Genomic DNA, 21,319 nt, shown 5'->3' with positions numbered 1-21,319 from the left:
ACGACAATAAGCCGGAATTCAACAAAAATTTGTGAAACAATTTTCGTGAATTCCGGCTTATTGCTTGTAGCTAAACACTTCTGTCTCAGCCTCTTTTATGTGATAAACAATCTTTTTTTGCTTTAAAAATTAAATGTCAACATCGACCTGTTTGTCCATAATTTTTAAGAATGGGTACCAAATCACTCCAACAATCAGGAAGTCAATGATTTGAAGGAGACCACCTAACCATGAGTTCGTTGCCAAAACACCGCTGGCAATGATTGGTACAGTCCATGGAACAGACACACCAGTTGGTGCAGGGACTATTCCAGCTGCCATGACCAGATAGTTGAATGTCGTAACGACTAGTGGTGCTAACAGCCAAGGAATGAAAATCGATGCGTTAAGCACGATCGGCAGACCGAAGATGACAGGTTCATTTACGTTGAAGATTCCTGGTGCTAGAGCTAAACGACCAACATCTCTGTATTGTTTTTTCTTCAGGAAGAAGGCCATGATCAAAACAACTGCCAGAGTCATACCGGAACCACCTAAACCAACAGTGAAGGTTTCCATGAATGGTTTTGTAATGATGTGAGGCAGCTCTTTACCTGATTGGTAAGCTTCTAGATTATCCAGCATCAATGTGTTCCAGATTGGGTCCATCACTGAGTTGACAATGATTTGTCCGTGAAGCCCGAAGAACCATAGGAATTGAACGAAGAACAAAGCAATCAATGTTGCCGGCAAGCTGCTGCCTAAGCCAGTCAATGGTTTTTGGATCAGTTCATAAACGACATCATGAAGATTGGTGTTGAAAAATCCTGTTACCGCAGCATTGATGAATAGAAATACAGTTAATGTCAGCACCGCTGGGATCAATGCAGCAAAGGATTTGGTTACTGCTGGTGGAACGCCGTCAGGCATCTTGATCTGCCAGCCTCGTTTTGTGATACGGCAATAGATCTCAGCAGCAACGAATGCAGCAAACATACCGATAAACATTCCTTTAGCGCCTAAACGATCTAAGCTTAAGACACCGCTTACAGTTTCGCCGCTTTCAGTACTCATGAAGAAAGGCGTCAGGATCAGGAAGCTGGCAAAAGAAACCGCTCCGCCGAAAATCCCTTCTACATCATAAGATTTAGATAAATAATAGCCGATACCAAAAGTAACGAAGACAGTCATGATACTCATTGTTGCATTTTGCCCGTTACCGAACAAGTTTCCTAGCGTTCCTTTCAAATCATCGCTAAAAAACGGCAGGTTGTTGAAAACAACGACGATTGAACCAAACATAGTTAGTGGAAAGGAAAGCATGAAAGCATCTCTTAAAACAGTTAAATAGCGATTTTGACCTAGCCAGTTGGCCAGCGGCATGATTTTTTCGCCGAGTTTGTCCATAAAGCTATTCATAATTATCACCCCATTGAATAATTTTTGTTGCAATCGATTACATTTTAAATATAGCATCTTTATAAAATAATGTCTAGTCATTTAATTAAAAAGATTGATTTTTGTCTAAAAGTAACTTATCATGAAGTGGAAAAGAGAAAGAAAGGATAGATGATTAATGACAACATACAAATTTCCAAAAGGGTTTTGGTGGGGATCAGCTGCAAGCGGACCTCAAACAGAGGGGCGTGTTGCCGGAGATGGTAAGGGAGAGAGTATCTGGGATTACTGGTACCAACAGTCACCTGAAAAGTTTTTCGATCAGGTAGGACCGGAAAAAACCTCTCAGGTTTATACAAAATACAAAGAAGATATTCAATTAATGAAAGAAACTGGGCACAATAGTTTTAGAACATCCATTCAATGGAGTCGCTTGATTCCTAATGGGACAGGAGAGGTCAATCAAAAAGCGGTTGATTTCTATAACGATTATATTAATAGTTTGATTGACGCTGGAATCGAACCATTCATGAATCTATATCATTTCGATATGCCATTGACGCTTCAAGAGAAAGGCGGCTGGCTAAACAGAGAAACGGTGGATGCCTATGTTGCTTATGCGAAAATCTGTTTTGAGTTATTTGGTGATCGAGTGAAGAAATGGTTTACCCATAATGAACCGATTGTTCCAGTTGAAGGCGGGTACTTGTATCAGTTCCATTATCCGGAAGAGATCAACATGAAGCACGCTGTTCAGGTGGGCTATCATGAAGTTCTTTCTAATGCATTAGCAGTAAAGGCCTATCATGAATTAGGGCTGGATGGACAAATTGGGATTATCTTGAATCTAACACCAAGTTATCCACGAGATGAAAATGATCCTGCTGATGTAAAAGCAGCGGCAATCGCAGATGCCTTTTTCAACCGCTCGTTTCTTGACCCGTCTGTCAAGGGCGAATTTCCTGCAGAACTTGTTGAAATTGTTAAAGAATTAGATATGGTTCCGGCAATGGAAGAAGGCGATTTGGCTCTTATCAAAGAGAATACGATCGATCTTTTAGGGATTAACTATTATCAGCCGCGCCGGATCAAAGCGAAGGAATCTAAAATTGACCATACACATGGACCGATGCCAGATGATTATTTTGACAATTACGATATGCCCGGGAAGAAAATGAATCCTTACCGCGGCTGGGAAATCTATGAAAAAGGTATCTACGATATTCTTACAAATGTTCGGGAAAACTACGGCAACATTCCTTGTTACATCTCTGAAAATGGGATGGGTGTTGAAGGAGAAGAGCGCTACCGCAATGCTGAAGGGGCAATTGAAGATGATTACCGTATTGCGTTTGTAACCGATCATCTGCGCTATGTACATCAAGCGTTGGAAGAAGGCAGCGGCTGTCTGGGTTACCATATGTGGACATGTATGGATAACTGGTCTTGGATGAATGCCTATAAAAATCGCTACGGCTTCATTTCAGTAGACTTGGATCAAGATGGAAAACGCATGATCAAGAAATCTGGTCATTGGTTTAAAACAGTAGCTGAAAATAACGGATTTGACGACTAATAATAAAAAATACTCCAGAGCATGATTAAACTGTGTTCTGGAGTATTTTTTTGTTTGAACAGTTAATGAGCAGCAAGATAGTGATTGGAGATCTTTCGATGAATAAATAATTGATTGTAGTGTTTTCGATTAAAATATTCTTTGAAGTCGAAAACATTCAAAAAAATCGAAAAAATATTTTTTTGTGCAAAACGTATGTTATTATTTTAGTTGTAAACTTACACAAGTTGGGTATGTAAGTTACGAATAAAAAGGAGGAAATAACATGAAAAAGAAAAAATGGTTATTTGGTGCGGCTGTGTTAGCTGTTCTGACGTGTCACGATGGAATGGTGTTTGCAGATGAAACACAGATACCTGTTGAGGGTGTGATTGAAGAGGGACGAACGGAAGTGTCGGCAGATAGCTCGATAAATCCTTTGAGTGCCTCGACAGCGACAGATTTTTCTGTAGAACAGGTAAGGAAAATTCAAGACTATCAGAAAAGGTATAAAGAGATACGTAGCAAGGAAGCTGTTGATGATAAATTCGATGTTGCACCAATCATTGGTCCGGATCAGTATACGACAGGGACGTTCAAGTCATCTACATTGGAAAATGCAACAGATTATATTAATCTGTTACGGGAGAGCGCAGGCCTGACTCCTGTTACAGTCTCACCAGCAAGGGTAAGTACTGCCCAGCATGCTGCAGTAGGAATCGCTTCACTTCGCGTGATCGATCATTATATCGGAACGAAATATCCGAAACCGACGGGAATGACGGATCAATTTTGGCAGGAAGCTTCTAATGGTGCTCGTTTAAGCAATTTAGCGCGGAGCGTTCGCAGTCCGTTTTACGGAGAAGCAGTACCAACCCTAAACGAGTATAGTGATTTATATATGTTTGATTATGGTAATGGAAATCAAACTGTTGGTCACCGGAGAATTGTTTTGAATCCGTGGTATCAAACGATCGGCTTTGGGTTTGCCCAGCTGGATGTTCCTGAAAGAAGAGAGGTTGAATACTCAGCTGCCCTTTATGCTCAAGGAGATGGTTCGTATACTGTATCTGATGATTCGATTGTTACTTGGCCGACAGAATCAGTTTTTCCTTTACAAAGTATGAAAAAATATAGCTATAATCTTCGGTGGTCCGCAAGTTTTAATTCAAATGGTTACGATTTTGACCAGAACAAGTTGAAGGTCACAATGACAAATAATAAAAGTGGTCAGGAATGGCACTTTTCAAATACACAAAAAGATGGTGAATTTACAGTTGCGGCAAATAGCTGGGGCTATGATACCGTAGTCTTTGCACCGGATGAAATCAGTTATGCGGAAGGTGATGAATTCACTGTTAAAGTGGAAGGCCTGAGTGGAAAACAAGATTCTTATGAATATACAACGAGACTGTATGATTTGAATAAGGAATACAAAGTACCGTTGGAAGACATCAATTTTGAGGAGTCCTTTATCAAAATGCAACAGGGTGAAGAACGAAAGCTGAACTTAACATACTCACCAGAGGATGCGGAATATGCAGGGAAAATAATCTGGAGCAGCTCCAATGCTAATTTAGTCAGTGTGTCTCAAGAAGGAATTCTTACAGCAAAAACTGCTACAGGAAGTAGTGTCACGATTACAGCTAAAACAGAGGATGGAAAAATCAGCAAAACCATCAAGGCTTCTGTTGCAACCGTTCAACCAGGAACGACAAAAGAGGATGCACCTGAGATCAATCCAGGCTTTACGGCAGCCAGCAGTCAGTCTTCTCGGATTTTCGTCAATCAAACAGGATGGGTGAAATTCAAAGCGGATGAAGCAGCTATGTATTCATTGGCAGGCGGATTGAATGGAAACAATGTAGTCAATCAAAAATCAGAAATTAATTTCTATAATGAATGGGAGAATCGTTCTTTGGGGTATTATTCAGCGCACAGAAGAACGTCTAATTCATCCTCGGTATCGTCAAAAGCGCCAGTTTACTATGGTGCCGGAGAGTATATCTATTTGAAGCTTTCTACAAATATGGATGGCGAACCGTTTTATTTTGTTCTACAACGAACGACGAAAGATGCGCAACCTATTTACACTAAGCAAATAACGATTCCATATAGATATAAGCCGTTGCTGAATCCAGGCAACTCAGTGTCCTTCTCATACACGGTCGATAGTTATACAACAAAAGCAAATGATGTTCAGTATTTTTCTGATGATGAAACGATTGCTGAAGTTGTTAGTGATGGTGCTAATCGTTTTAAAATCATCGGGAAAACGCCTGGGAAAACAACCATTCGCATTAAAGAGATGAGTGGAAGTAATCAGGAAGAGCTTATAGAAGTTGAGGTGTTTTCTTTAGGGCAGACACAGGAAACGGCTGCAGAAGTAGAAGTAAATTTCGGTATGGGTTTTGGCATGGGTACCATTTATGCCAATCAAACAGGCTGGATCAAATTTAAAGCGCCTGAAACAGCTAAATATGATGTGCAGAGTCTTTGGTCACAGGACACAGCCACTTCAAGTCACAGAATAGAAACGAATTTTTATGATGATACCCAATGGAGAGGGTATTACTTTGCCAATTGTGCACAAGGTGGGAAAAGTGCTGGAACAGGTGGTAATCTGCCGCTAAGTTATGAGGCAGGGTCGTATGTGTATGTGCATCTGACGAACCGTAAAGCAGGAGCGCCTTATTATGTGAGCTTCAAGTATTCAAAATAGGTAAGAAAAGCTGACAGAAGCGTTGTCGATTCGATTTGCTATCGCAGCATAGGCGCCGCAAGATTTCAGCAGCTCCTTTAACTACAATAAAAAACCTCGTTCTGATTTACTCAGAACGAGGTTTTTCTTTGCTTATAAGTAGTATTTCTTCGCAACTGTCAAATCATCGTTCAAATCATAAACAAGAGGCTGACCAGTTGGGATTTCAAGATCCATGATGTCATCATCAGAGATTCCTTCGATGTGTTTAGCTAATGCACGTAAAGAGTTACCGTGTGCTGCAACTAAAACAGTTTTGTTATCTAGTAAAGCAGGAGCGATTTCATCTTGCCAGAAAGGCAATGCACGTTCCAAAGTAACTTTCAGGTTTTCTCCGCCTGGTACATCACGTTGATCAAGCATTGCATAACGACGGTCGTTAGCTGCTGATTCAGGATCAGTTGCTTCCAATAGTGGAGGAAGAGTGTCGTAAGAACGACGCCAGATATGAACCTGTTCGTCTCCATATTTTTCAGCGGTTTCTTTTTTGTTCAATCCTTGCAATTTACCATAGTGACGTTCATTTAAGCGCCATGATTTTACTTGTGGAACCCATAGTTGATCTGAGTTTTCCAATAATAGGTTACATGTTTTGATTGCGCGCTTCAAAACTGAAGTGTAAGCAATATCAAATTCGATTCCGGCTTCTTTGATTTTACGTCCGCCTTCGACTGCTTCTTCGATACCTTCTGGTGCTAAATCTACATCAACCCATCCAGTAAATTGGTTTAATGCATTCCATTCACTTAGTCCGTGACGAGAAAAAACTAATTTTGGCATGATAAGTCTCCTTTGTATATAGTTTCTGAAAATTTCATTCCTTGTTTATTGTACAATGTTTCATTAGCAATTTCCAATGAAAATTCATGAAAGGGTAGAATTTAAGTGAAAAAGTATAAAAGAGAAATAAAAACGTCTGGTTTTTGTGTAAATATACTGAAAATAATTGGACTTGGCATTAGAAAAACTACTATATTAAAGCAGAATCAATTATATAAGACAGGGAACTGATATGGCGAAGCATTGGTGGGATGTAAATGGGGGCGAAGAAATGTTGTCTTGTTCTATTTAAAATCAGCAAAGGCTTGGTTGATTGAGATGGAAAAAGATGCAGCACGGTCACATCGACGAGTGCTGCATCCTAAATTAGCTAATGCAATAAGGGTTAAGAGGGACTGGTCAGTTTCTTAAGATCCTCTTCGGATAAATTGATGTATTTGTAGCAAGTACCCAAAGAGACGTTGCATTTCGTTGCAATGGCTTGAACTGTTTCCTGCTTTTCGTAGTACATTTTCCGAATTTTAAGAACCGTTTTTTTATTTGTCTTTGGTCGCCCGCCGACTTTCCCTTTTTTGCGGGCGTTTGTTAATCCCACTAAGGTCCGTTCCTTCAGCAGTTCGCATTCCATGCGAGCCAGTCCGTCCATTAATCGAAAATAGACTGTGCCTTCTATACCTCGAGTATCTATGTTTTCTTCTAAGCTGACAAGATGAATATTGTTCGTTTCGAATAATTGCGTTAATTCTGTTAACTGTCTTGTAGATTTGCCCAGATAGTTCAAGCGGCAGATCACCAGTGTATCGTCCTCTTCCAAATCAGCAACCACTGAATCAAGTAAAGAAGCACAGGCTCTGTCGCCGGTAAGCTCAAAGGTCTCCTGATAGATTTTGTCACAGCCGAATTTCGATAAGAGAGAGAGCTGTGCATCTAAATCATTTTCATTGATTGTTGTTCGCGCATAACCGATTAAATTCATTGCGTCTTTCTCCTATAGATTATTTTCACTGATAGCTGACACTGTTATTTAGTGTCAAATTATTCTGCATTTGGATTGTGAATCGTTTTCGGCCCTGCTTCGCTGCCGATGATCACAGTAGAAACAACCTGTAAAAAGAGTCCATGTTCAACTACGCCTACTAATCGATCCAGATAATCTCCTAATGCAAGAGGGTCTTCTATTACATCCAGATGAAGATCGATGATATGGTGACCACCGTCTGTCACAAGTGTAGTATGTTCATCTGTCTCACGAAGGGTAGGATGAAAGCCTTTCTCTTCGAAAATACGCATCAATTGCTGACTGCCGTAAGGAATGACTTCCACTGGTAATGGAAAAGCGCCTAGTTTTTCAACCTGCTTTGATTCGTCAACGATCCATATATTCTTTTTAGAGTAGGTGGCAACGATTTTCTCGAAAAGCAGAGCGGCACCACCGCCTTTTATGCCATGGAAATCAGCACTGACTTCATCTGCTCCATCGATCGTAACGTCTACATAAGGAACCTCGTCGATGCTTTTTAAAGGGATACCAAGTTCCAATGCCTGCTTCTCTGTTGCTTTCGAAGTAGTGACGCCGATGATTTCGAGATTTTCTTCTTTTACTCTACGTCCGATTTCGTCAACCATATACTTTGCTGTCGAGCCTGTACCAAGCCCGACGATCATACCGTTTTTTACGTACGTTGATGCTTCAATACCAGCCATTTGCTTAAGATTCATTTCAGTGCCTGCTCCTTTCGTTTTATCAAAATAATTGTACCGTTTCTCCAAGGGAAAAGATAGAACGATTTCATAAATGAAGTAAATTTTAATTAAAAAAAAGAAGGTCAAAAAACATGGCGGAAAAACTTAGGAAAAGGTTGACAGCTATAGATTATCATGATATTCTAGCAAAGGTGCTTTATGTACAGGTCTCTTAAAGAGACGTGCTGACTGTCTATCAAAGCATATTTGATAAAGGATGCATGAATGCATTATTTTTTATCGCGAAAAAAGAACCACCTGGATGTGTGGGACTAGAAGCGAATTGAGGAAGGAGGAAAACAAGGAATGCCTACAATTAACCAATTAGTACGTAAGCCTCGTAAATCAAAGGTGGAGAAATCTACTTCACCAGCGTTGAACAAAGGATATAATAGCTTTAAGAAAACTCAAACAAACGTGAACTCACCGCAAAAACGTGGGGTATGTACACGTGTGGGAACAATGACACCTAAAAAACCGAACTCAGCTTTGCGTAAATATGCCCGTGTTCGTTTGTCAAACCTAATCGAAGTTACAGCTTATATCCCAGGGATCGGCCATAACCTGCAAGAACATAGTGTTGTATTGCTGCGTGGTGGACGTGTAAAGGATTTACCAGGGGTACGTTACCATATCGTTCGTGGTGCGCTTGATACTGCCGGTGTTACTGACCGTAAACAAAGCCGCTCTAAATATGGTACTAAGAGACCTAAAGCTGCTAATTAATTTGACATTAACTCATATATTACAAAAAGAATATAGTTTGGAAGGAGGAGTTACGGATGCCTCGTAAAGGTCCTGTTGCAAAACGTGATGTTTTACCAGATCCAATTTATAACTCAAAATTAGTAACTCGCTTGATCAACCGTGTAATGGTTGACGGTAAACGCGGGATTGCTGCTAATATTATCTATAATTCATTTGATATCATCAAAGAATCTACAGGTAACGATCCATTGGAAGTTTTTGAACAAGCAATGAAGAATGTTATGCCTGTTCTTGAAGTAAAAGCTCGCCGTGTTGGGGGTTCTAACTATCAAGTACCGGTTGAAGTTCGTCCGGAACGTCGTACGACTTTAGGTCTTCGTTGGGTTGTTAACTACGCACGTCTGCGTGGAGAGCACACAATGGAACAACGTCTTGCGAAAGAATTGATGGATGCTGCCAATAACACTGGCGCTTCAGTTAAGAAACGTGAAGACACACATAAAATGGCAGATGCCAACCGTGCGTTTGCACATTATCGCTGGTAAGACCCTCTCTGCATACACCATTAAAATGAGTATGGCAGAATAGTTATTTACCATTGATTTTACTAGAGAGAGGAGATACAAGCTGAGATGGCAAGAGAATTTTCACTGGAAAAAACTCGTAATATAGGGATCATGGCTCACGTTGATGCTGGTAAAACAACAACAACAGAGCGTATCCTTTACTATACTGGTAAAATCCATAAAATCGGTGAAACGCACGAAGGTGCTTCACAGATGGACTGGATGGAACAGGAACAAGAACGTGGTATTACCATCACATCTGCTGCGACAACGGCAGAATGGAATGGCTTCCGTGTAAACATCATCGATACACCAGGACACGTGGACTTCACAATCGAAGTACAACGTTCATTGCGTGTATTGGATGGCGCGGTAACAGTTCTTGATTCACAATCAGGTGTTGAGCCTCAAACGGAAACAGTTTGGCGTCAGGCTACTGAGTATAAAGTACCACGTATCGTATTCTGTAACAAAATGGATAAGATCGGTGCGGACTTCTTATATTCAGTAAACTCACTACATGACCGTTTACAAGCGAACGCTCACCCAATTCAATTACCAATCGGTGCTGAAGATGACTTCACTGGAATCATTGACCTAGTTAAGATGAAAGCGGAAATCTACACAAACGATTTGGGAACAGACATTCAAGAAACTGAGATTCCAGAAGATTATATGGACTTAGCAACTGAATGGCGCGAAAAATTGGTTGAAGCTGTTGCTGAAACAGACGAAGACTTGATGATGAAATATCTTGAAGGTGAAGAAATCACTGAAGAAGAGCTGAAAGCGGGTATCCGTGCAGCGACAATCAGAGTTGAATTCTTCCCAGTATTAGCTGGTTCAGCCTTCAAAAATAAAGGTGTTCAATTGATGCTTGATGCAGTACTTGACTACCTGCCGTCACCACTTGACATCGACGCTATCAAAGGTGTGGATGTGAAGACAGACGAAGAAACAACTCGTCCGGCTGATGACGAAGGTCCATTTGCTTCATTGGCATTTAAAGTTATGACTGATCCATTCGTAGGTCGTCTGACATTCTTCCGTGTATACTCTGGTGTCCTTGAAAGTGGTTCATATGTATTGAACGCTTCTAAAGACAAAAAAGAGCGTATCGGTCGTATCCTGCAGATGCATGCAAACACACGTAAAGAAATCGATAAAGTATATTCAGGAGATATCGCTGCTGCGGTAGGTCTGAAAGATACTACTACTGGAGATACATTGTGTGCGTTAGACGCGCCGGTTATTCTTGAGTCTATCGAATTCCCAGAACCAGTTATCCAGGTTGCTGTTGAGCCTAAATCAAAAGCTGACCAAGATAAAATGGGTGTGGCTCTGCAAAAACTTGCAGAAGAAGATCCTTCATTCCGTGTTGAAACAAACGTTGAAACAGGTGAAACAGTTATCTCAGGTATGGGAGAACTTCACTTGGACGTATTGGTAGACAGAATGAGACGTGAATTCAAAGTTGAAGCCAACGTTGGTGCTCCTCAAGTATCATACCGTGAAACATTCCGTGCGCCTCTTACTCAAGCTGAAGGTAAATTTGTCCGTCAGTCTGGTGGTAAAGGTCAATACGGTCACGTATGGGTTGAGTTTACACCGAACGAAGAAGGTAAAGGCTTCGAATTCGAAAACGCAATCGTTGGTGGTGTGGTTCCTCGTGAATACATCCCTGCTGTTGAAAAAGGATTATCAGAAGCAATGAACAACGGTGTTCTTGCTGGTTATCCATTGGTTGATATCAAAGCGAAGCTTTATGATGGTTCTTACCATGATGTCGATTCCAATGAAACTGCCTTCCGTGTAGCTGCTTCTATGGCACTTCGTGCTGCAGCTAAGAAAGCAAATCCGGCAATTCTAGAACCGATGATGAAAGTTACAGTTACTGTACCGGAAGATTACTTAGGTGATATCATGGGACACGTAACAAGTCGTCGTGGACGTGTTGAAGGTATGGAAGCTCATGGTAACTCACAGATCGTTAATGCGATCGTTCCATTGGCTGAAATGTTCGGATATGCAACTACACTACGTTCAGCAACACAAGGACGCGGAACATTTATGATGGTATTTGACCACTATGAAGATGTACCTAAGTCTATCCAAGAAGAAATCATCAAGAAAAACGGCGGGAAATCTGAATAATAAATGCGATTGATTTTTAAGTACTGATTCGTTGAGGGCATAACCAAAACGACAGCTTGAAAATGATTGTATATTCAATTTTCTTAAAGGGTCTGCTTTTAGACTAGGCTTTTTTCAGGATTTCAGGTAAAATAATTAAAGATGATCAGGCAGTCGTTGAACTGCCTATCAGATAAAAAAATAATCAATTGATTTTAGGAGGAACATTTTAAAATGGCTAAAGAAAAATTTGACCGTTCTAAACCCCATGTAAACATTGGTACTATCGGACACGTTGACCATGGTAAAACTACATTAACTGCTGCAATTGCAACTGTACTAGCTAAAGCTGGTGGCGGAGAAGCTGCAAGCTATGCTGATATCGATAACGCTCCGGAAGAAAAAGAACGTGGAATCACAATCAACACGTCTCACATCGAGTACGAAACAGACGCACGTCACTATGCGCACGTTGACTGCCCAGGACACGCGGACTACGTTAAGAACATGATCACTGGTGCTGCACAAATGGATGGAGCTATCTTAGTAGTATCTGCTGCTGATGGCCCTATGCCTCAAACTCGTGAGCACATCCTGTTGTCTCGTAACGTTGGTGTACCATACATCGTTGTTTTCTTAAACAAAATGGATATGGTAGATGACGAAGAATTACTTGAATTAGTAGAAATGGAAGTTCGTGACCTGTTGTCAGAATACGACTTCCCAGGTGATGACACTCCAGTTATCGCTGGTTCTGCGTTGAAAGCTCTTGAAGGAGACGCTTCATACGAAGAAAAAATTCTTGAATTGATGGCTGCAGTTGACGAGTATATCCCAACTCCAGAACGTGACACTGACAAACCATTCATGATGCCAGTTGAGGATGTATTCTCAATCACTGGTCGTGGTACTGTTGCTACAGGTCGTGTTGAACGTGGACAAGTTCGCGTTGGTGACGAAATCGAAATCGTTGGTATCCAAGAAGAAACATCTAAAACAACTGTTACAGGTGTTGAAATGTTCCGTAAATTGTTGGATTACGCTGAAGCAGGCGACAACATCGGTGCTTTACTACGTGGTGTAGCACGTGAAGACATCGAACGTGGACAAGTATTGGCTAAACCAGCTTCAATCACTCCACATACTAAATTTAAAGCAGAAGTTTACGTATTATCAAAAGAAGAAGGTGGACGTCATACTCCATTCTTCACTAACTACCGTCCTCAGTTCTACTTCCGTACAACTGACGTAACTGGTGTAGTTGAATTGCCAGAAGGAACTGAAATGGTAATGCCTGGTGATAACGTAGCTATGGACGTTGAACTTATCCATCCAATCGCGATTGAAGACGGAACTCGTTTCTCTATTCGTGAAGGCGGACGTACTGTTGGTTCAGGCGTTGTATCTGAAATCGTTAAATAATTTTCGATTAAAATATATGCATTAAATCTGACTTGGAAAAGTCGGTGTACTCGGACGTAAGACCTTGAAGAATTTCTTCAAGGTCTTTTTTGTATGTCTAGAAAATAATTCTCCTGTTATATTATAAAAGTTTTTCGTAAGAACGGAATGATTTTCAAATGGATTTGAAAGATATGATAATTGCCTTTGGATGAAGTTTGCATAACATTATGAACTGTATCTTGATTGAGGAAGTGATATAACGTATAATTTTATTTACTATAAAAGAAATTGTGGGTAAAAATATTTTTTTATCAAGGAGAAATAAATGAAGACAAAAATAGTATTACTAATAGGAGGTATTTTTTTTATGACAATGATGGGTGGTTGCGGGAATCAAGCAAAGGAGAATGCTCAAAAGCAGCTGAGGGATTTCACTTCTCTTTATCCGATGAAGGATCTAACGGAGTTTTATGATCTTGAAGGTTCCAGAGATGAGGCGTTTGCTGAAGATGATCAAGGGGTGTGGGTTATAAGCTCTGGTTACAGTTATGAGCAAGATGATGAGCTTCATAGTCATAGAGTCACACTTGACTTTAATAAAAATACTCGAAATGCAGAGGGATATTATTATTACTCCATTTTTGGTGATACTCCCGGTGGCCGGGAAATCAAAAAAATAGCAATAAAGTATGATCATGATCAGATTGTGTCAGCGGATGAGCAAACACTGCCAGAAGAAATGGCGAACTATAAATTCCTTATCCAATATGTAGAGCTTGGCAATAGTTTTCTGAATTCCTTGGATGTATTGGATGCCAGGTACAATGAACAAACAGCCATTTGCTTTGTTAAATACCAATTAGAAAAAGAGGAGCGGATGCTGGTCGCTGTAGAAGGAGCATATAGAGAAACGGCTGGTGAGACGCCCTCCTTGTTAATTGAAGGAGACGGAAAAGATGGTTGGGAGCAACATTCTTCCAGACATTTGAGTATAAGCTTTGGTACATCAAATGATTATACGGTTGATGAGAGTATTTCATTCATACCTTCTTCGTTGAAAGTCACGGAGGGGGAATAAAATGGAGAATACAAGCTATATATCAGATATTTCTTATATGATTGAAAACTGGCTTTATCAAGGGAAAAGCATAGCGCAAATTGAAGCGTTAATAAACGATAGAAAGAATAGCGGACAGTTTCCTGCCAATCTCAACTTAGTAAATGCTTTCTATGATAAAGGCTCTGGTACGAGCGGTTGTGCTTTTTACGATGTGAATACTGGGGAAACAATTGTTGGATTTGCTGGAACAAATCTCGATAACGGTCTTTTAGAAAGCGGCAAGGATCTTTTTGCTGATGGTATTGGGATTGGTGTGACAGGAATTAATCCGAATTCTCCCTTCATGAGTGAAGCGAATGCGTTTCTTAATAGCTTGAAAGAAGGTGGATATACAGTCACGACAGCAACAGGCCATTCTCTTGGTGGTTGTTTGTCAGTTCTTGTCGCTCTCCAACATGGCATTCCGATGACTGTGACTTATAATGCAGCGCCGGTTTACATCAATCCGCTATTCATTAGCATGCTAAGCGGCATTATGGATCAATACGCTGCCGATCATGATGGAAGAATCATTCAATTTGTGTCGTCGGATGATTGGCTTAATCCGTTAAGTGATTTTCTTGGAGGGACTTATCTAGGTGAGCGTTACACACTTCATAATGGCAGCGGGCACGACCGAAAAGATTTTCTTAAACAAGATGAACAAGAGTATATCATGATGATTTTGACCATGGAAAAAGGATTTGTAGAAGGGAAGTTAGGTTTTTCACTGGATTTCGATAAGGATGGAATACCGGACTTGTTGCTTGATCCTAAACAACTGCTTCCAAAAAATCTTTTGGCTTCTCCGGGAAGCGTCGGCGGAGCAGGAATGGCGGTTAGTGTCGATTCGCAATCACTGTGGTTCTTGGGGCTAAATCTAACGACTATGCGCGTGGAAGATCTCGGATGGATTCATTCTGCTATTGCTGAATGTATAAACAAGAATGATCAGATAAAAAATGATTTGGAAGGCAGGCATGATACGTTATCTGCGGAAATAGTGAGCGAATTGGAAGCAGCATCATTAAATCAGTTGTTGTCTGGAATCAATGAATCCTTTGCGAAAATAGAAAAGAAGACGGATATATTAGCAACCCTAAAAAGTTTCGATGCCTATTCTATCACTCGGAAGTTTGATGAATGGGGAGCAAGCGGGAATCGAAGGTGGTATGCAGATAATGAAACTTGGAGTAATACAGATTTTATTGACGCGGTAGCAAAGCTGAAAGATTCTGCCTTTGTCCTACAGCATAATATAGAGACGACAGGTGAGTTTGACTATACTGGCAGGAGCGGTTCGAAAGAAATTTATACCTATGATACGCTTTCTAAAATCGGTGATGCATTTGTGGAAGTTACGAATGGTTTGGAACCGAAAATTAAAAAAGTATTTACAGGAAGTGGATTGCGTGAAGGGAAGCAGGATGGGATATCAGAGGCTTTAACTGAAATTTTACAAGTCGAAAGCGATAATTTGATTGAACTTCAAAACAGCTTAGATAATACCAGTCAAATTGCGCAGGGGCTTTCGAAAAATTTTGAGGCTATGGATGAATGGATTGGAGAGGCTATCCAGAATCAAGGTACATTGACCACTTATGAAAAAACAGCACTGCCGGAGACTTACACGGCGTATTTAACAGAGGCGGAAATTTTAGATGACGTAAACGATGTTTTAGCAGCCTTTGATCAGCAGGTAGAAGAGCGGAGCATGGAATTGGCTAAGGTTCTAGTAACTGACTACGGGGATCTGTTGTCTCGTTTTAACGAAAAGTGTTCGGCTATTATTGATCATATTACTGACTTTGAAACAAGTGTGAAAGATATACATGGCTGGATGGGGAAGAGCATTACTTCTAAGTATGATAAGGTAGAGATGGTCAATAATTTTATGGAGAACGGCGATATTGACATCGTTACACCACAGAAGCCGAAATTTACTGAAATTGAAGACTATCACGGTGCGCTGTCTTCTGCCTTCCCGTCTGAAATAGTGGAGGCAATTGCTGATGCAGAAAGGGATATTTTACCTTCATTGGAAATCTTTCACAGTACATTAGCTTTATCTGAGACGTTTACTGTCAGAGTATATGATTTACAAAACTATCTTAAAACGATGGTGGAAAAAGGTGTCTACAAATCGATGGAATTGGACTGCATAGTAGCTGCTCAGAATGGTATTGGCCAAGTGCTGAACAAAATAATGTTTGAATTGAATTCTCTGAATGGTCAACTTCTTGATTCTTCTAAAGGGAGTGCAATAACTCAGTTTACTAATCTGATTAATGAGATGATTGCTTTGATGGGCTATTTTGGTCAGCTTGTTGAGGATTGCTTTGGTGTTAAGCTTGAAGAGGTCAAGCCTACAGTCAGTTCAAAATAGGGATGCTTAGATATGGATTGCAGCAGTGTTATATTGTAAAATGCTGCGACGTAAAGTGAGCTTGTTGGTAAGAGGATAGTTTGACGAGTTTTCTATTTAGTGATGACTGCAAGCCGCTTTATTTATAAAAGGAAAAGTGAAAAATGGAATTGAATGAATTTAGACAAACGGTTCATAGGCGAGGAATGTTTTTGGGTTCGGTTATGGGTGTTGTTTTTGTGTTTCTTCTTATTTATGTCTTTCTTATCTGAGGATGGGTTTAACGCAATGGGATGGAGTCTTACAGCGGCAGTCTTTACAATTGCGTGCATAATTACTTTCTTTGAGTACCTTTATAAGGAAGATAGTGTTTATTTGCGTGAACAGGAGCTTGAAGTTGTTCGTTTTAGAAAAGTGAAAACATACCATTATGAGAGAATCCAACATTTTTCACTAGTGAAGAAATGGCGTTTGGCAAGAGCTAGCAGTTTTTTTGTTTTGGTTCAACAAGAGCCTCACTTTAAAATTCAGCTTGCTGATGGGGATACGCTGGAGCTGTTTTTTTGAGCAACACCAACCATAAAGCGATTGTTGGCAATGTACATCCAGTATGTTGAATAGACAGGAAGTCTTATCAATAAGTTTACAGCGATGAGATAGAAACTAAGCGCCCCCCAAGAACCTTTGAGTTGTATATTAAGGGCTCGTGGGGGAAAGAACATTTATGGTTGCTAAAGCATACCGTTATCTCTGGCGGCGTTAGATGGGTTCGTTTTCTGCAATGATCTTATTCAGCTTCCAATAGATTCGGAGGCTCAAAACAACCAATGCAGCTGTAAGGAAAGCATAGATGATGAAAAAAATCATCCAAAATATGCTATCAGAGTTATAAGAAAACGTACTTGTAAAAGAAGAGAATACAATCAGGATTGGCAAAAGAACAACCCATTGCGAACGCATCACTTTTTTTGCCATTTCTGCTCTTGAAGCAGCATCGTTAAAAATACTGTTTTCGTTGTCATCTTCTGATTTTCTTTTTCTAAAGTAGTGCCACCCGTTCAATTTATGGAAATATTCCCATCCGCAGTCTTCAAAAAGTTGAAAGTAATCCTCTCCAACTTGTCCCTCCTCGATGAAGTCAAGCTGATAAATATATTCTTCCGGCTCGCATTTTTCAAAGACGAAAACCCAACCAAGCTTTTTTGAGCCAGTCATTTTCCACCCTGATCGGTGCTGTTCTTGCAAATATTGCTCTTCCTCCAAATAATCTGACAACCCAAAATATTTAAGTTCTTCCTTTTTCATGTCGCTTTCACTCCGATGCTGTTTTTGTATAATCGTTCAATTCTTTTGATTTCGATAAAAAGGATCTCTTTTCCTAAATCAGTTACCAAATAAAATTTTCTTCGATTCTCTTCTTTTGTTACAGTGATCAATCCATCTTTTTCCATTTTACTTAAGCTGCCGTACATCGTACCGGCGCTGATGATGATTTCTTCATTTGTTACTTCTTTGACAAGCTGGATGATTCCATAGCCATGGTTTTCCTCCTGCAAATAATAGAGGATGTAAAAACCCGTTTCTGTCATAGGAGTATAGATTCGCTTCAATTTTTCTTCTATCAATAGAATCAACTCTCTTCGCTATTCAATCTTTTGTATTGAGCTACGATGTATCGTGGTTCGATACATCGTAGCTCAATATTAACTCGATTTGCAGAGATTGTCAATAAATCGAAAAGAAAGGATTGCTTTCTCTATTGAAAAACCTTAGGATAATAGTATATATATGAATCTTATTGAATAAATGTTACTAGATTCAATTCTATTTGCGATAGCTTTTGAGCAAAAGGTATCTTTGTGTGATGAATCTTTAATAGGGTTTATATAGATAGAAAAAATTTTGGGGAGAGAAAAAATGAAAGCAAAAAGAAGAAGTGGATTATTGGGGTTAATGTTACTGGTTGTATGTTTATTGGCGGCGGCTTGTTCTTCTGGTGGAGCAGCAACGTCTAAGGACGGCAGTAAGAGTAAAGATGATGGGTTATCAACAACTGTATTTGAAGCAAATGTAAATGGTGTTGAAACCGAAATGACTTATACCCACAAAGGGGATAAAGTTGTAAAACAGGAAACGCATTCTGTGATTCAATACGAATCATTAGGTGTGTCTTCGAAAGAAGAAGCGGAAGAAATGTTCTCATTTGTTGCAGAAGAATACGACATCGATGGTGTTACTTATGAAGTGGACTATCAAGAAGAAGAAATGACTGAGAGTGTTACCGTGGATTACGAGAAGGCTGACATTCAAGAAGTCATGAGCTTGATGGGAACGCTGAATGACCAAGAAGAAGAAGGTCAAAAGGTTAAATACATCAGTATGAAGCAATCAAAGGAATTGTTGCTGGAGCAAGGATATACAGAAAAGAAGTAATACTATAGAAGCAACACAACTCAAAAGATAATGAAGACATATCGGGATTTCCTGATGTGTCTTTTTTTGCTTAATAAAAACTGAGGATCGAACTAAAAAGACATGCTTCTATGATGAAAACTTACTCGATGGAAATTTAATAAGCAGGAAGAACAGAATGAATAAGAAATGATCCAATCAAGAAATTTTATGCAAAAATTCGACATTTTTGAAATAATTTCCAGCATATGAAAAGCTGTGAAAATAATCGTGAAAAGTCTGAAAAAACCCTTGCTATTCATGTATTTCTGTAATATAATCATAAAGGTGCTGTTTACAGAAGTGTAAATACACTGGTAATTCTGAAAAAGAATTTACCGGCTGGGAAACGAGAGGTTGCGACACGCCCGGACGCTTTGCCATGGACGAGCGTGACGGAGATTTTCGTGGAGCCATGTCTACTTTTCAAAATAGGCGAAGGAGGGAAACAAGATGGCAAAACAAAAAATTCGTATCCGTTTAAAAGCGTATGAACACCGTATTTTAGATCAATCGGCGGACAAAATTGTGGAGACTGCAAAGAGAACTGGAGCTGGCGTATCAGGTCCGATTCCATTGCCAACAGAGCGCTCATTGTACACAGTTATCCGTGCGACACATAAATACAAAGATTCACGCGAACAATTCGAAATGCGTACTCACAAACGTCTGATTGACATTGTGAACCCAACACCAAAAACAGTTGATGCTTTAATGAAGCTTGACTTACCATCTGGTGTGAATATTGAAATCAAACTATAATAAAAAAATTAAGATGATGGAGGTGTACTCATGACCAAAGGAATCTTAGGGAAAAAAGTTGGAATGACGCAGGTCTTTACTGAGTCAGGTGAATTGATCCCAGTAACAGTTGTAGAAGCTACTCCAAACGTAGTACTACAAGTGAAAACTGTCGGAACAGACGGCTACGAAGCGATTCAAGTCGGGTACCAAGACAAACGTGAAGTATTAGCGAACAAACCAGCGAAAGGTCATGTTGCAAAAGCAAACACGGCTCCTAAGCGCTTCATTAAGGAATTCAAAGATGTTGAGCTGGGAGAATATAAAGTTGGAGAAGAAATCACTGTAGATGTTTTCCAAGCGGGTGACATCGTTGATGTTACAGGTACTACGAAAGGTAAAGGATTCCAAGGGGTTATCAAACGTCACGGCCAAAGCCGCGGACCAATGTCCCACGGTTCTCGTTACCATCGTCGTCCTGGGTCAATGGGTCCAGTAGCACCTAACCGTGTATTTAAAAATAAAAAGCTTGCCGGCCGTATGGGTGGCGATCGCGTAACGATTCAAAATCTTGAAATCGTTAGAGTAGATGCAGAGAAAAATGTAATCCTAATCAAAGGAAACATTCCTGGATCTAAAAAATCATTAATTACAATCAAATCAGCTGTGAAAGCTAAATAATCGTTAGGAAAGGAGGAACTAAGGAATGCCGAATGTAGCATTATTCAAACAAGATGGAACTCAAAACGGTGAAATCACTTTAAATGAAGAAATCTTCGGAATCGAGCCTAATGAAAGTGTTGTCTACGATGCAATCATCATGCAGCGCGCTTCATTAAGACAAGGAACACACGCTGTGAAAAACCGCAGTGCTGTTCGCGGCGGTGGTCGTAAACCATGGCGTCAAAAAGGAACAGGTCGTGCCCGTCAAGGTTCAATCCGTTCACCACAATGGCGTGGAGGTGGCGTAGTTTTCGGACCAACACCACGTTCTTACAGCTACAAACTTCCTAAGAAAGTTCGTCGTTTAGCAATGAAATCTGTATTGTCAGAAAAAGTTGCTGAAAACAACCTGGTAGCAATCGAAGCATTGAGCTTTGATGCACCAAAAACAAAAGAATTCAAACAAGTTCTTGCTAACTTGTCTATCGATACAAAAGTATTGGTGGTAGTAGAGCCGGAGAATGACTTTGCAGCATTGTCAGCTCGTAACTTATCAAACGTAACTGTTGTTACTTCAGACAACATCAGCGTTCTGGATATCGTTTCAGGCCAAAAAATGTTAGCAACGCAAACTGCTCTTACTCAACTTGAGGAGGTGCTTGCATAATGAACTTACTAGACGTAATCAAACGCCCAGTGATCACTGAGAAATCAATGCTTGCTATGGACGAAAAGAAATACACGTTTGAAGTAGATGTTCGTGCGAACAAAACTTTAGTGAAACAAGCTGTTGAAGCTGCGTTTGACGTAAAAGTGAAAAACGTGAACATCATCAACGTACGTCCTAAATTCAAACGCATGGGCAAATATGCAGGATATACTAAGAAACGCCGCAAAGCTGTTGTGACGTTGACTGAACAATCAAAAGAAATCCAAATTTTCGAAGCTGCTGAATAATCAGTGGAACATGAAA

Annotated in this window: 20 protein-coding genes; 14 read left to right on the top strand and 6 right to left on the bottom strand. The window is 40.1% G+C overall.

The window, feature by feature from the left end:
- Positions 1–129 precede the first annotated feature (129 nt).
- Positions 130–1,398 carry a PTS cellobiose transporter subunit IIC gene (celB, locus tag I6N96_RS09865; RefSeq protein ID WP_209557386.1) on the bottom strand — a complete coding sequence of 423 codons (1,269 nt, stop codon included), beginning with the start codon at positions 1,396–1,398 and terminating at the stop codon, positions 130–132.
- Positions 1,399–1,555: 157 nt separating this feature from the next.
- Between celB and I6N96_RS09860 the strand changes: the two genes are divergently transcribed.
- Complete coding sequence (locus I6N96_RS09860) at positions 1,556–2,953, top strand: glycoside hydrolase family 1 protein (RefSeq protein WP_209557385.1); 1,398 nt, start codon at positions 1,556–1,558, stop codon at positions 2,951–2,953.
- 265 nt (positions 2,954–3,218) lie between these two features.
- Positions 3,219–5,654, top strand: a complete 2,436-nt coding sequence (locus I6N96_RS09855; protein WP_209557384.1) for a CAP domain-containing protein — start codon at positions 3,219–3,221, stop codon at positions 5,652–5,654.
- A 132-nt stretch (positions 5,655–5,786) separates the two neighbouring features.
- On the opposite strand, the gene gpmA is transcribed toward I6N96_RS09855, so the two are convergent.
- From gpmA to rpiA, 3 genes are all read right to left on the bottom strand, one after another.
- A complete protein-coding gene (gene gpmA, locus I6N96_RS09850; protein ID WP_209557383.1) occupies positions 5,787–6,473 on the bottom strand; it encodes a 2,3-diphosphoglycerate-dependent phosphoglycerate mutase in 687 nt (228 codons plus the stop codon).
- Positions 6,474–6,858: 385 nt separating this feature from the next.
- Complete coding sequence (locus tag I6N96_RS09845; protein ID WP_209557382.1) at positions 6,859–7,449, bottom strand: recombinase family protein; 591 nt, start codon at positions 7,447–7,449, stop codon at positions 6,859–6,861.
- Between the two features lie 59 nt (positions 7,450–7,508).
- On the bottom strand, positions 7,509–8,192 hold the full coding sequence (rpiA, locus tag I6N96_RS09840) for a ribose-5-phosphate isomerase RpiA (protein ID WP_209557381.1): 684 nt from the start codon (positions 8,190–8,192) through the stop codon (positions 7,509–7,511).
- A 330-nt stretch (positions 8,193–8,522) separates the two neighbouring features.
- On the opposite strand from rpiA, the gene rpsL reads away from it, so the two are divergent.
- The 7 genes from rpsL to I6N96_RS09805 all read left to right on the top strand — a co-directional run bounded on the left by rpsL (position 8,523) and on the right by I6N96_RS09805 (position 17,058).
- On the top strand, positions 8,523–8,942 hold the full coding sequence (gene rpsL / locus I6N96_RS09835; protein WP_209557380.1) for a 30S ribosomal protein S12: 420 nt from the start codon (positions 8,523–8,525) through the stop codon (positions 8,940–8,942).
- A 56-nt stretch (positions 8,943–8,998) separates the two neighbouring features.
- Positions 8,999–9,469 (top strand): 30S ribosomal protein S7, encoded by a 471-nt coding sequence (gene rpsG / locus I6N96_RS09830; protein WP_086349652.1) that lies wholly within the window; start codon positions 8,999–9,001, stop codon positions 9,467–9,469.
- 87 nt (positions 9,470–9,556) lie between these two features.
- Positions 9,557–11,644, top strand: coding sequence for an elongation factor G (gene fusA, locus I6N96_RS09825; protein ID WP_209557379.1), 2,088 nt, complete (start codon positions 9,557–9,559; stop codon positions 11,642–11,644).
- 213 nt (positions 11,645–11,857) lie between these two features.
- Positions 11,858–13,045: an elongation factor Tu gene (tuf, locus tag I6N96_RS09820; protein WP_086349654.1), complete on the top strand. Its 1,188-nt coding sequence runs from the start codon at positions 11,858–11,860 to the stop codon at positions 13,043–13,045.
- A 349-nt stretch (positions 13,046–13,394) separates the two neighbouring features.
- Positions 13,395–14,105, top strand: coding sequence for a Csa1 family protein (locus tag I6N96_RS09815; protein ID WP_209557378.1), 711 nt, complete (start codon positions 13,395–13,397; stop codon positions 14,103–14,105).
- Position 14,106: 1 nt separating this feature from the next.
- Positions 14,107–16,512, top strand: coding sequence for an SA1320 family protein (locus tag I6N96_RS09810; protein ID WP_209557377.1), 2,406 nt, complete (start codon positions 14,107–14,109; stop codon positions 16,510–16,512).
- A gap of 267 nt (positions 16,513–16,779) precedes the next feature.
- Positions 16,780–17,058 carry a hypothetical protein gene (locus I6N96_RS09805; RefSeq protein ID WP_209557376.1) on the top strand — a complete coding sequence of 93 codons (279 nt, stop codon included), beginning with the start codon at positions 16,780–16,782 and terminating at the stop codon, positions 17,056–17,058.
- Between the two features lie 192 nt (positions 17,059–17,250).
- On the opposite strand, the gene I6N96_RS09800 is transcribed toward I6N96_RS09805, so the two are convergent.
- Together I6N96_RS09800 and I6N96_RS09795 are read right to left on the bottom strand one after the other, a co-directional pair.
- On the bottom strand, positions 17,251–17,796 hold the full coding sequence (locus tag I6N96_RS09800; protein WP_209557375.1) for a DUF2812 domain-containing protein: 546 nt from the start codon (positions 17,794–17,796) through the stop codon (positions 17,251–17,253).
- On the bottom strand, positions 17,793–18,080 hold the full coding sequence (locus tag I6N96_RS09795) for a PadR family transcriptional regulator (protein WP_209557492.1): 288 nt from the start codon (positions 18,078–18,080) through the stop codon (positions 17,793–17,795). Before I6N96_RS09795 ends, I6N96_RS09800 begins: the two co-directional genes overlap by 4 nt.
- A gap of 328 nt (positions 18,081–18,408) precedes the next feature.
- Here I6N96_RS09795 and I6N96_RS09790 point away from each other — a divergent pair, with 328 nt between their 5' ends.
- The 5 genes from I6N96_RS09790 (at position 18,409) to rplW (ending at position 21,303) form a co-directional block, all read left to right on the top strand.
- The gene (locus tag I6N96_RS09790; RefSeq protein ID WP_209557374.1) at positions 18,409–18,924 is read left to right on the top strand and encodes a YehR family lipoprotein; all 516 of its coding nucleotides are present in this window, start codon (positions 18,409–18,411) and stop codon (positions 18,922–18,924) included.
- A 471-nt stretch (positions 18,925–19,395) separates the two neighbouring features.
- Positions 19,396–19,704, top strand: a complete 309-nt coding sequence (gene rpsJ, locus I6N96_RS09785; protein WP_010734471.1) for a 30S ribosomal protein S10 — start codon at positions 19,396–19,398, stop codon at positions 19,702–19,704.
- A 30-nt stretch (positions 19,705–19,734) separates the two neighbouring features.
- Positions 19,735–20,364: a 50S ribosomal protein L3 gene (gene rplC / locus I6N96_RS09780; RefSeq protein WP_202058267.1), complete on the top strand. Its 630-nt coding sequence runs from the start codon at positions 19,735–19,737 to the stop codon at positions 20,362–20,364.
- Between the two features lie 25 nt (positions 20,365–20,389).
- Complete coding sequence (gene rplD, locus I6N96_RS09775; protein WP_209557373.1) at positions 20,390–21,013, top strand: 50S ribosomal protein L4; 624 nt, start codon at positions 20,390–20,392, stop codon at positions 21,011–21,013.
- Positions 21,013–21,303 carry a 50S ribosomal protein L23 gene (rplW, locus tag I6N96_RS09770; protein WP_202058263.1) on the top strand — a complete coding sequence of 97 codons (291 nt, stop codon included), beginning with the start codon at positions 21,013–21,015 and terminating at the stop codon, positions 21,301–21,303. The genes rplD and rplW overlap by 1 nt, the downstream gene beginning before the upstream one ends.
- Positions 21,304–21,319: the final 16 nt, after the last annotated feature.

The sequence above is a fragment of the Enterococcus larvae genome (assembly GCF_017830045.1).
Taxonomy (GTDB): Bacteria; Bacillota; Bacilli; order Lactobacillales; family Enterococcaceae; genus Enterococcus_L; species Enterococcus_L larvae.
The sequence above is the reverse complement of the archived record's forward strand: the minus strand, read 5'-3'. Positions and strand labels throughout refer to the sequence as shown.

Excerpts from the sequence above, each read along its gene's own strand:
- celB (WP_209557386.1), bottom strand. The coding sequence starts at position 1,398 with ATGAATAGCTTTATGGACAAACTCGGCGAAAAAATCATGCCGCTGGCC.
- I6N96_RS09860 (WP_209557385.1), top strand. The coding sequence starts at position 1,556 with ATGACAACATACAAATTTCCAAAAGGGTTTTGGTGGGGATCAGCTGCA.
- I6N96_RS09855 (WP_209557384.1), top strand. The coding sequence starts at position 3,219 with ATGAAAAAGAAAAAATGGTTATTTGGTGCGGCTGTGTTAGCTGTTCTG.
- gpmA (WP_209557383.1), bottom strand. The coding sequence starts at position 6,473 with ATGCCAAAATTAGTTTTTTCTCGTCACGGACTAAGTGAATGGAATGCA.
- I6N96_RS09845 (WP_209557382.1), bottom strand. The coding sequence starts at position 7,449 with ATGAATTTAATCGGTTATGCGCGAACAACAATCAATGAAAATGATTTA.
- rpiA (WP_209557381.1), bottom strand. The coding sequence starts at position 8,192 with ATGAATCTTAAGCAAATGGCTGGTATTGAAGCATCAACGTACGTAAAA.
- rpsL (WP_209557380.1), top strand. The coding sequence starts at position 8,523 with ATGCCTACAATTAACCAATTAGTACGTAAGCCTCGTAAATCAAAGGTG.
- rpsG (WP_086349652.1), top strand. The coding sequence starts at position 8,999 with ATGCCTCGTAAAGGTCCTGTTGCAAAACGTGATGTTTTACCAGATCCA.
- fusA (WP_209557379.1), top strand. The coding sequence starts at position 9,557 with ATGGCAAGAGAATTTTCACTGGAAAAAACTCGTAATATAGGGATCATG.
- tuf (WP_086349654.1), top strand. The coding sequence starts at position 11,858 with ATGGCTAAAGAAAAATTTGACCGTTCTAAACCCCATGTAAACATTGGT.
- I6N96_RS09815 (WP_209557378.1), top strand. The coding sequence starts at position 13,395 with ATGACAATGATGGGTGGTTGCGGGAATCAAGCAAAGGAGAATGCTCAA.
- I6N96_RS09810 (WP_209557377.1), top strand. The coding sequence starts at position 14,107 with ATGGAGAATACAAGCTATATATCAGATATTTCTTATATGATTGAAAAC.
- I6N96_RS09805 (WP_209557376.1), top strand. The coding sequence starts at position 16,780 with ATGGGATGGAGTCTTACAGCGGCAGTCTTTACAATTGCGTGCATAATT.
- I6N96_RS09800 (WP_209557375.1), bottom strand. The coding sequence starts at position 17,796 with ATGAAAAAGGAAGAACTTAAATATTTTGGGTTGTCAGATTATTTGGAG.
- I6N96_RS09795 (WP_209557492.1), bottom strand. The coding sequence starts at position 18,080 with ATGACAGAAACGGGTTTTTACATCCTCTATTATTTGCAGGAGGAAAAC.
- I6N96_RS09790 (WP_209557374.1), top strand. The coding sequence starts at position 18,409 with ATGAAAGCAAAAAGAAGAAGTGGATTATTGGGGTTAATGTTACTGGTT.
- rpsJ (WP_010734471.1), top strand. The coding sequence starts at position 19,396 with ATGGCAAAACAAAAAATTCGTATCCGTTTAAAAGCGTATGAACACCGT.
- rplC (WP_202058267.1), top strand. The coding sequence starts at position 19,735 with ATGACCAAAGGAATCTTAGGGAAAAAAGTTGGAATGACGCAGGTCTTT.
- rplD (WP_209557373.1), top strand. The coding sequence starts at position 20,390 with ATGCCGAATGTAGCATTATTCAAACAAGATGGAACTCAAAACGGTGAA.
- rplW (WP_202058263.1), top strand. The coding sequence starts at position 21,013 with ATGAACTTACTAGACGTAATCAAACGCCCAGTGATCACTGAGAAATCA.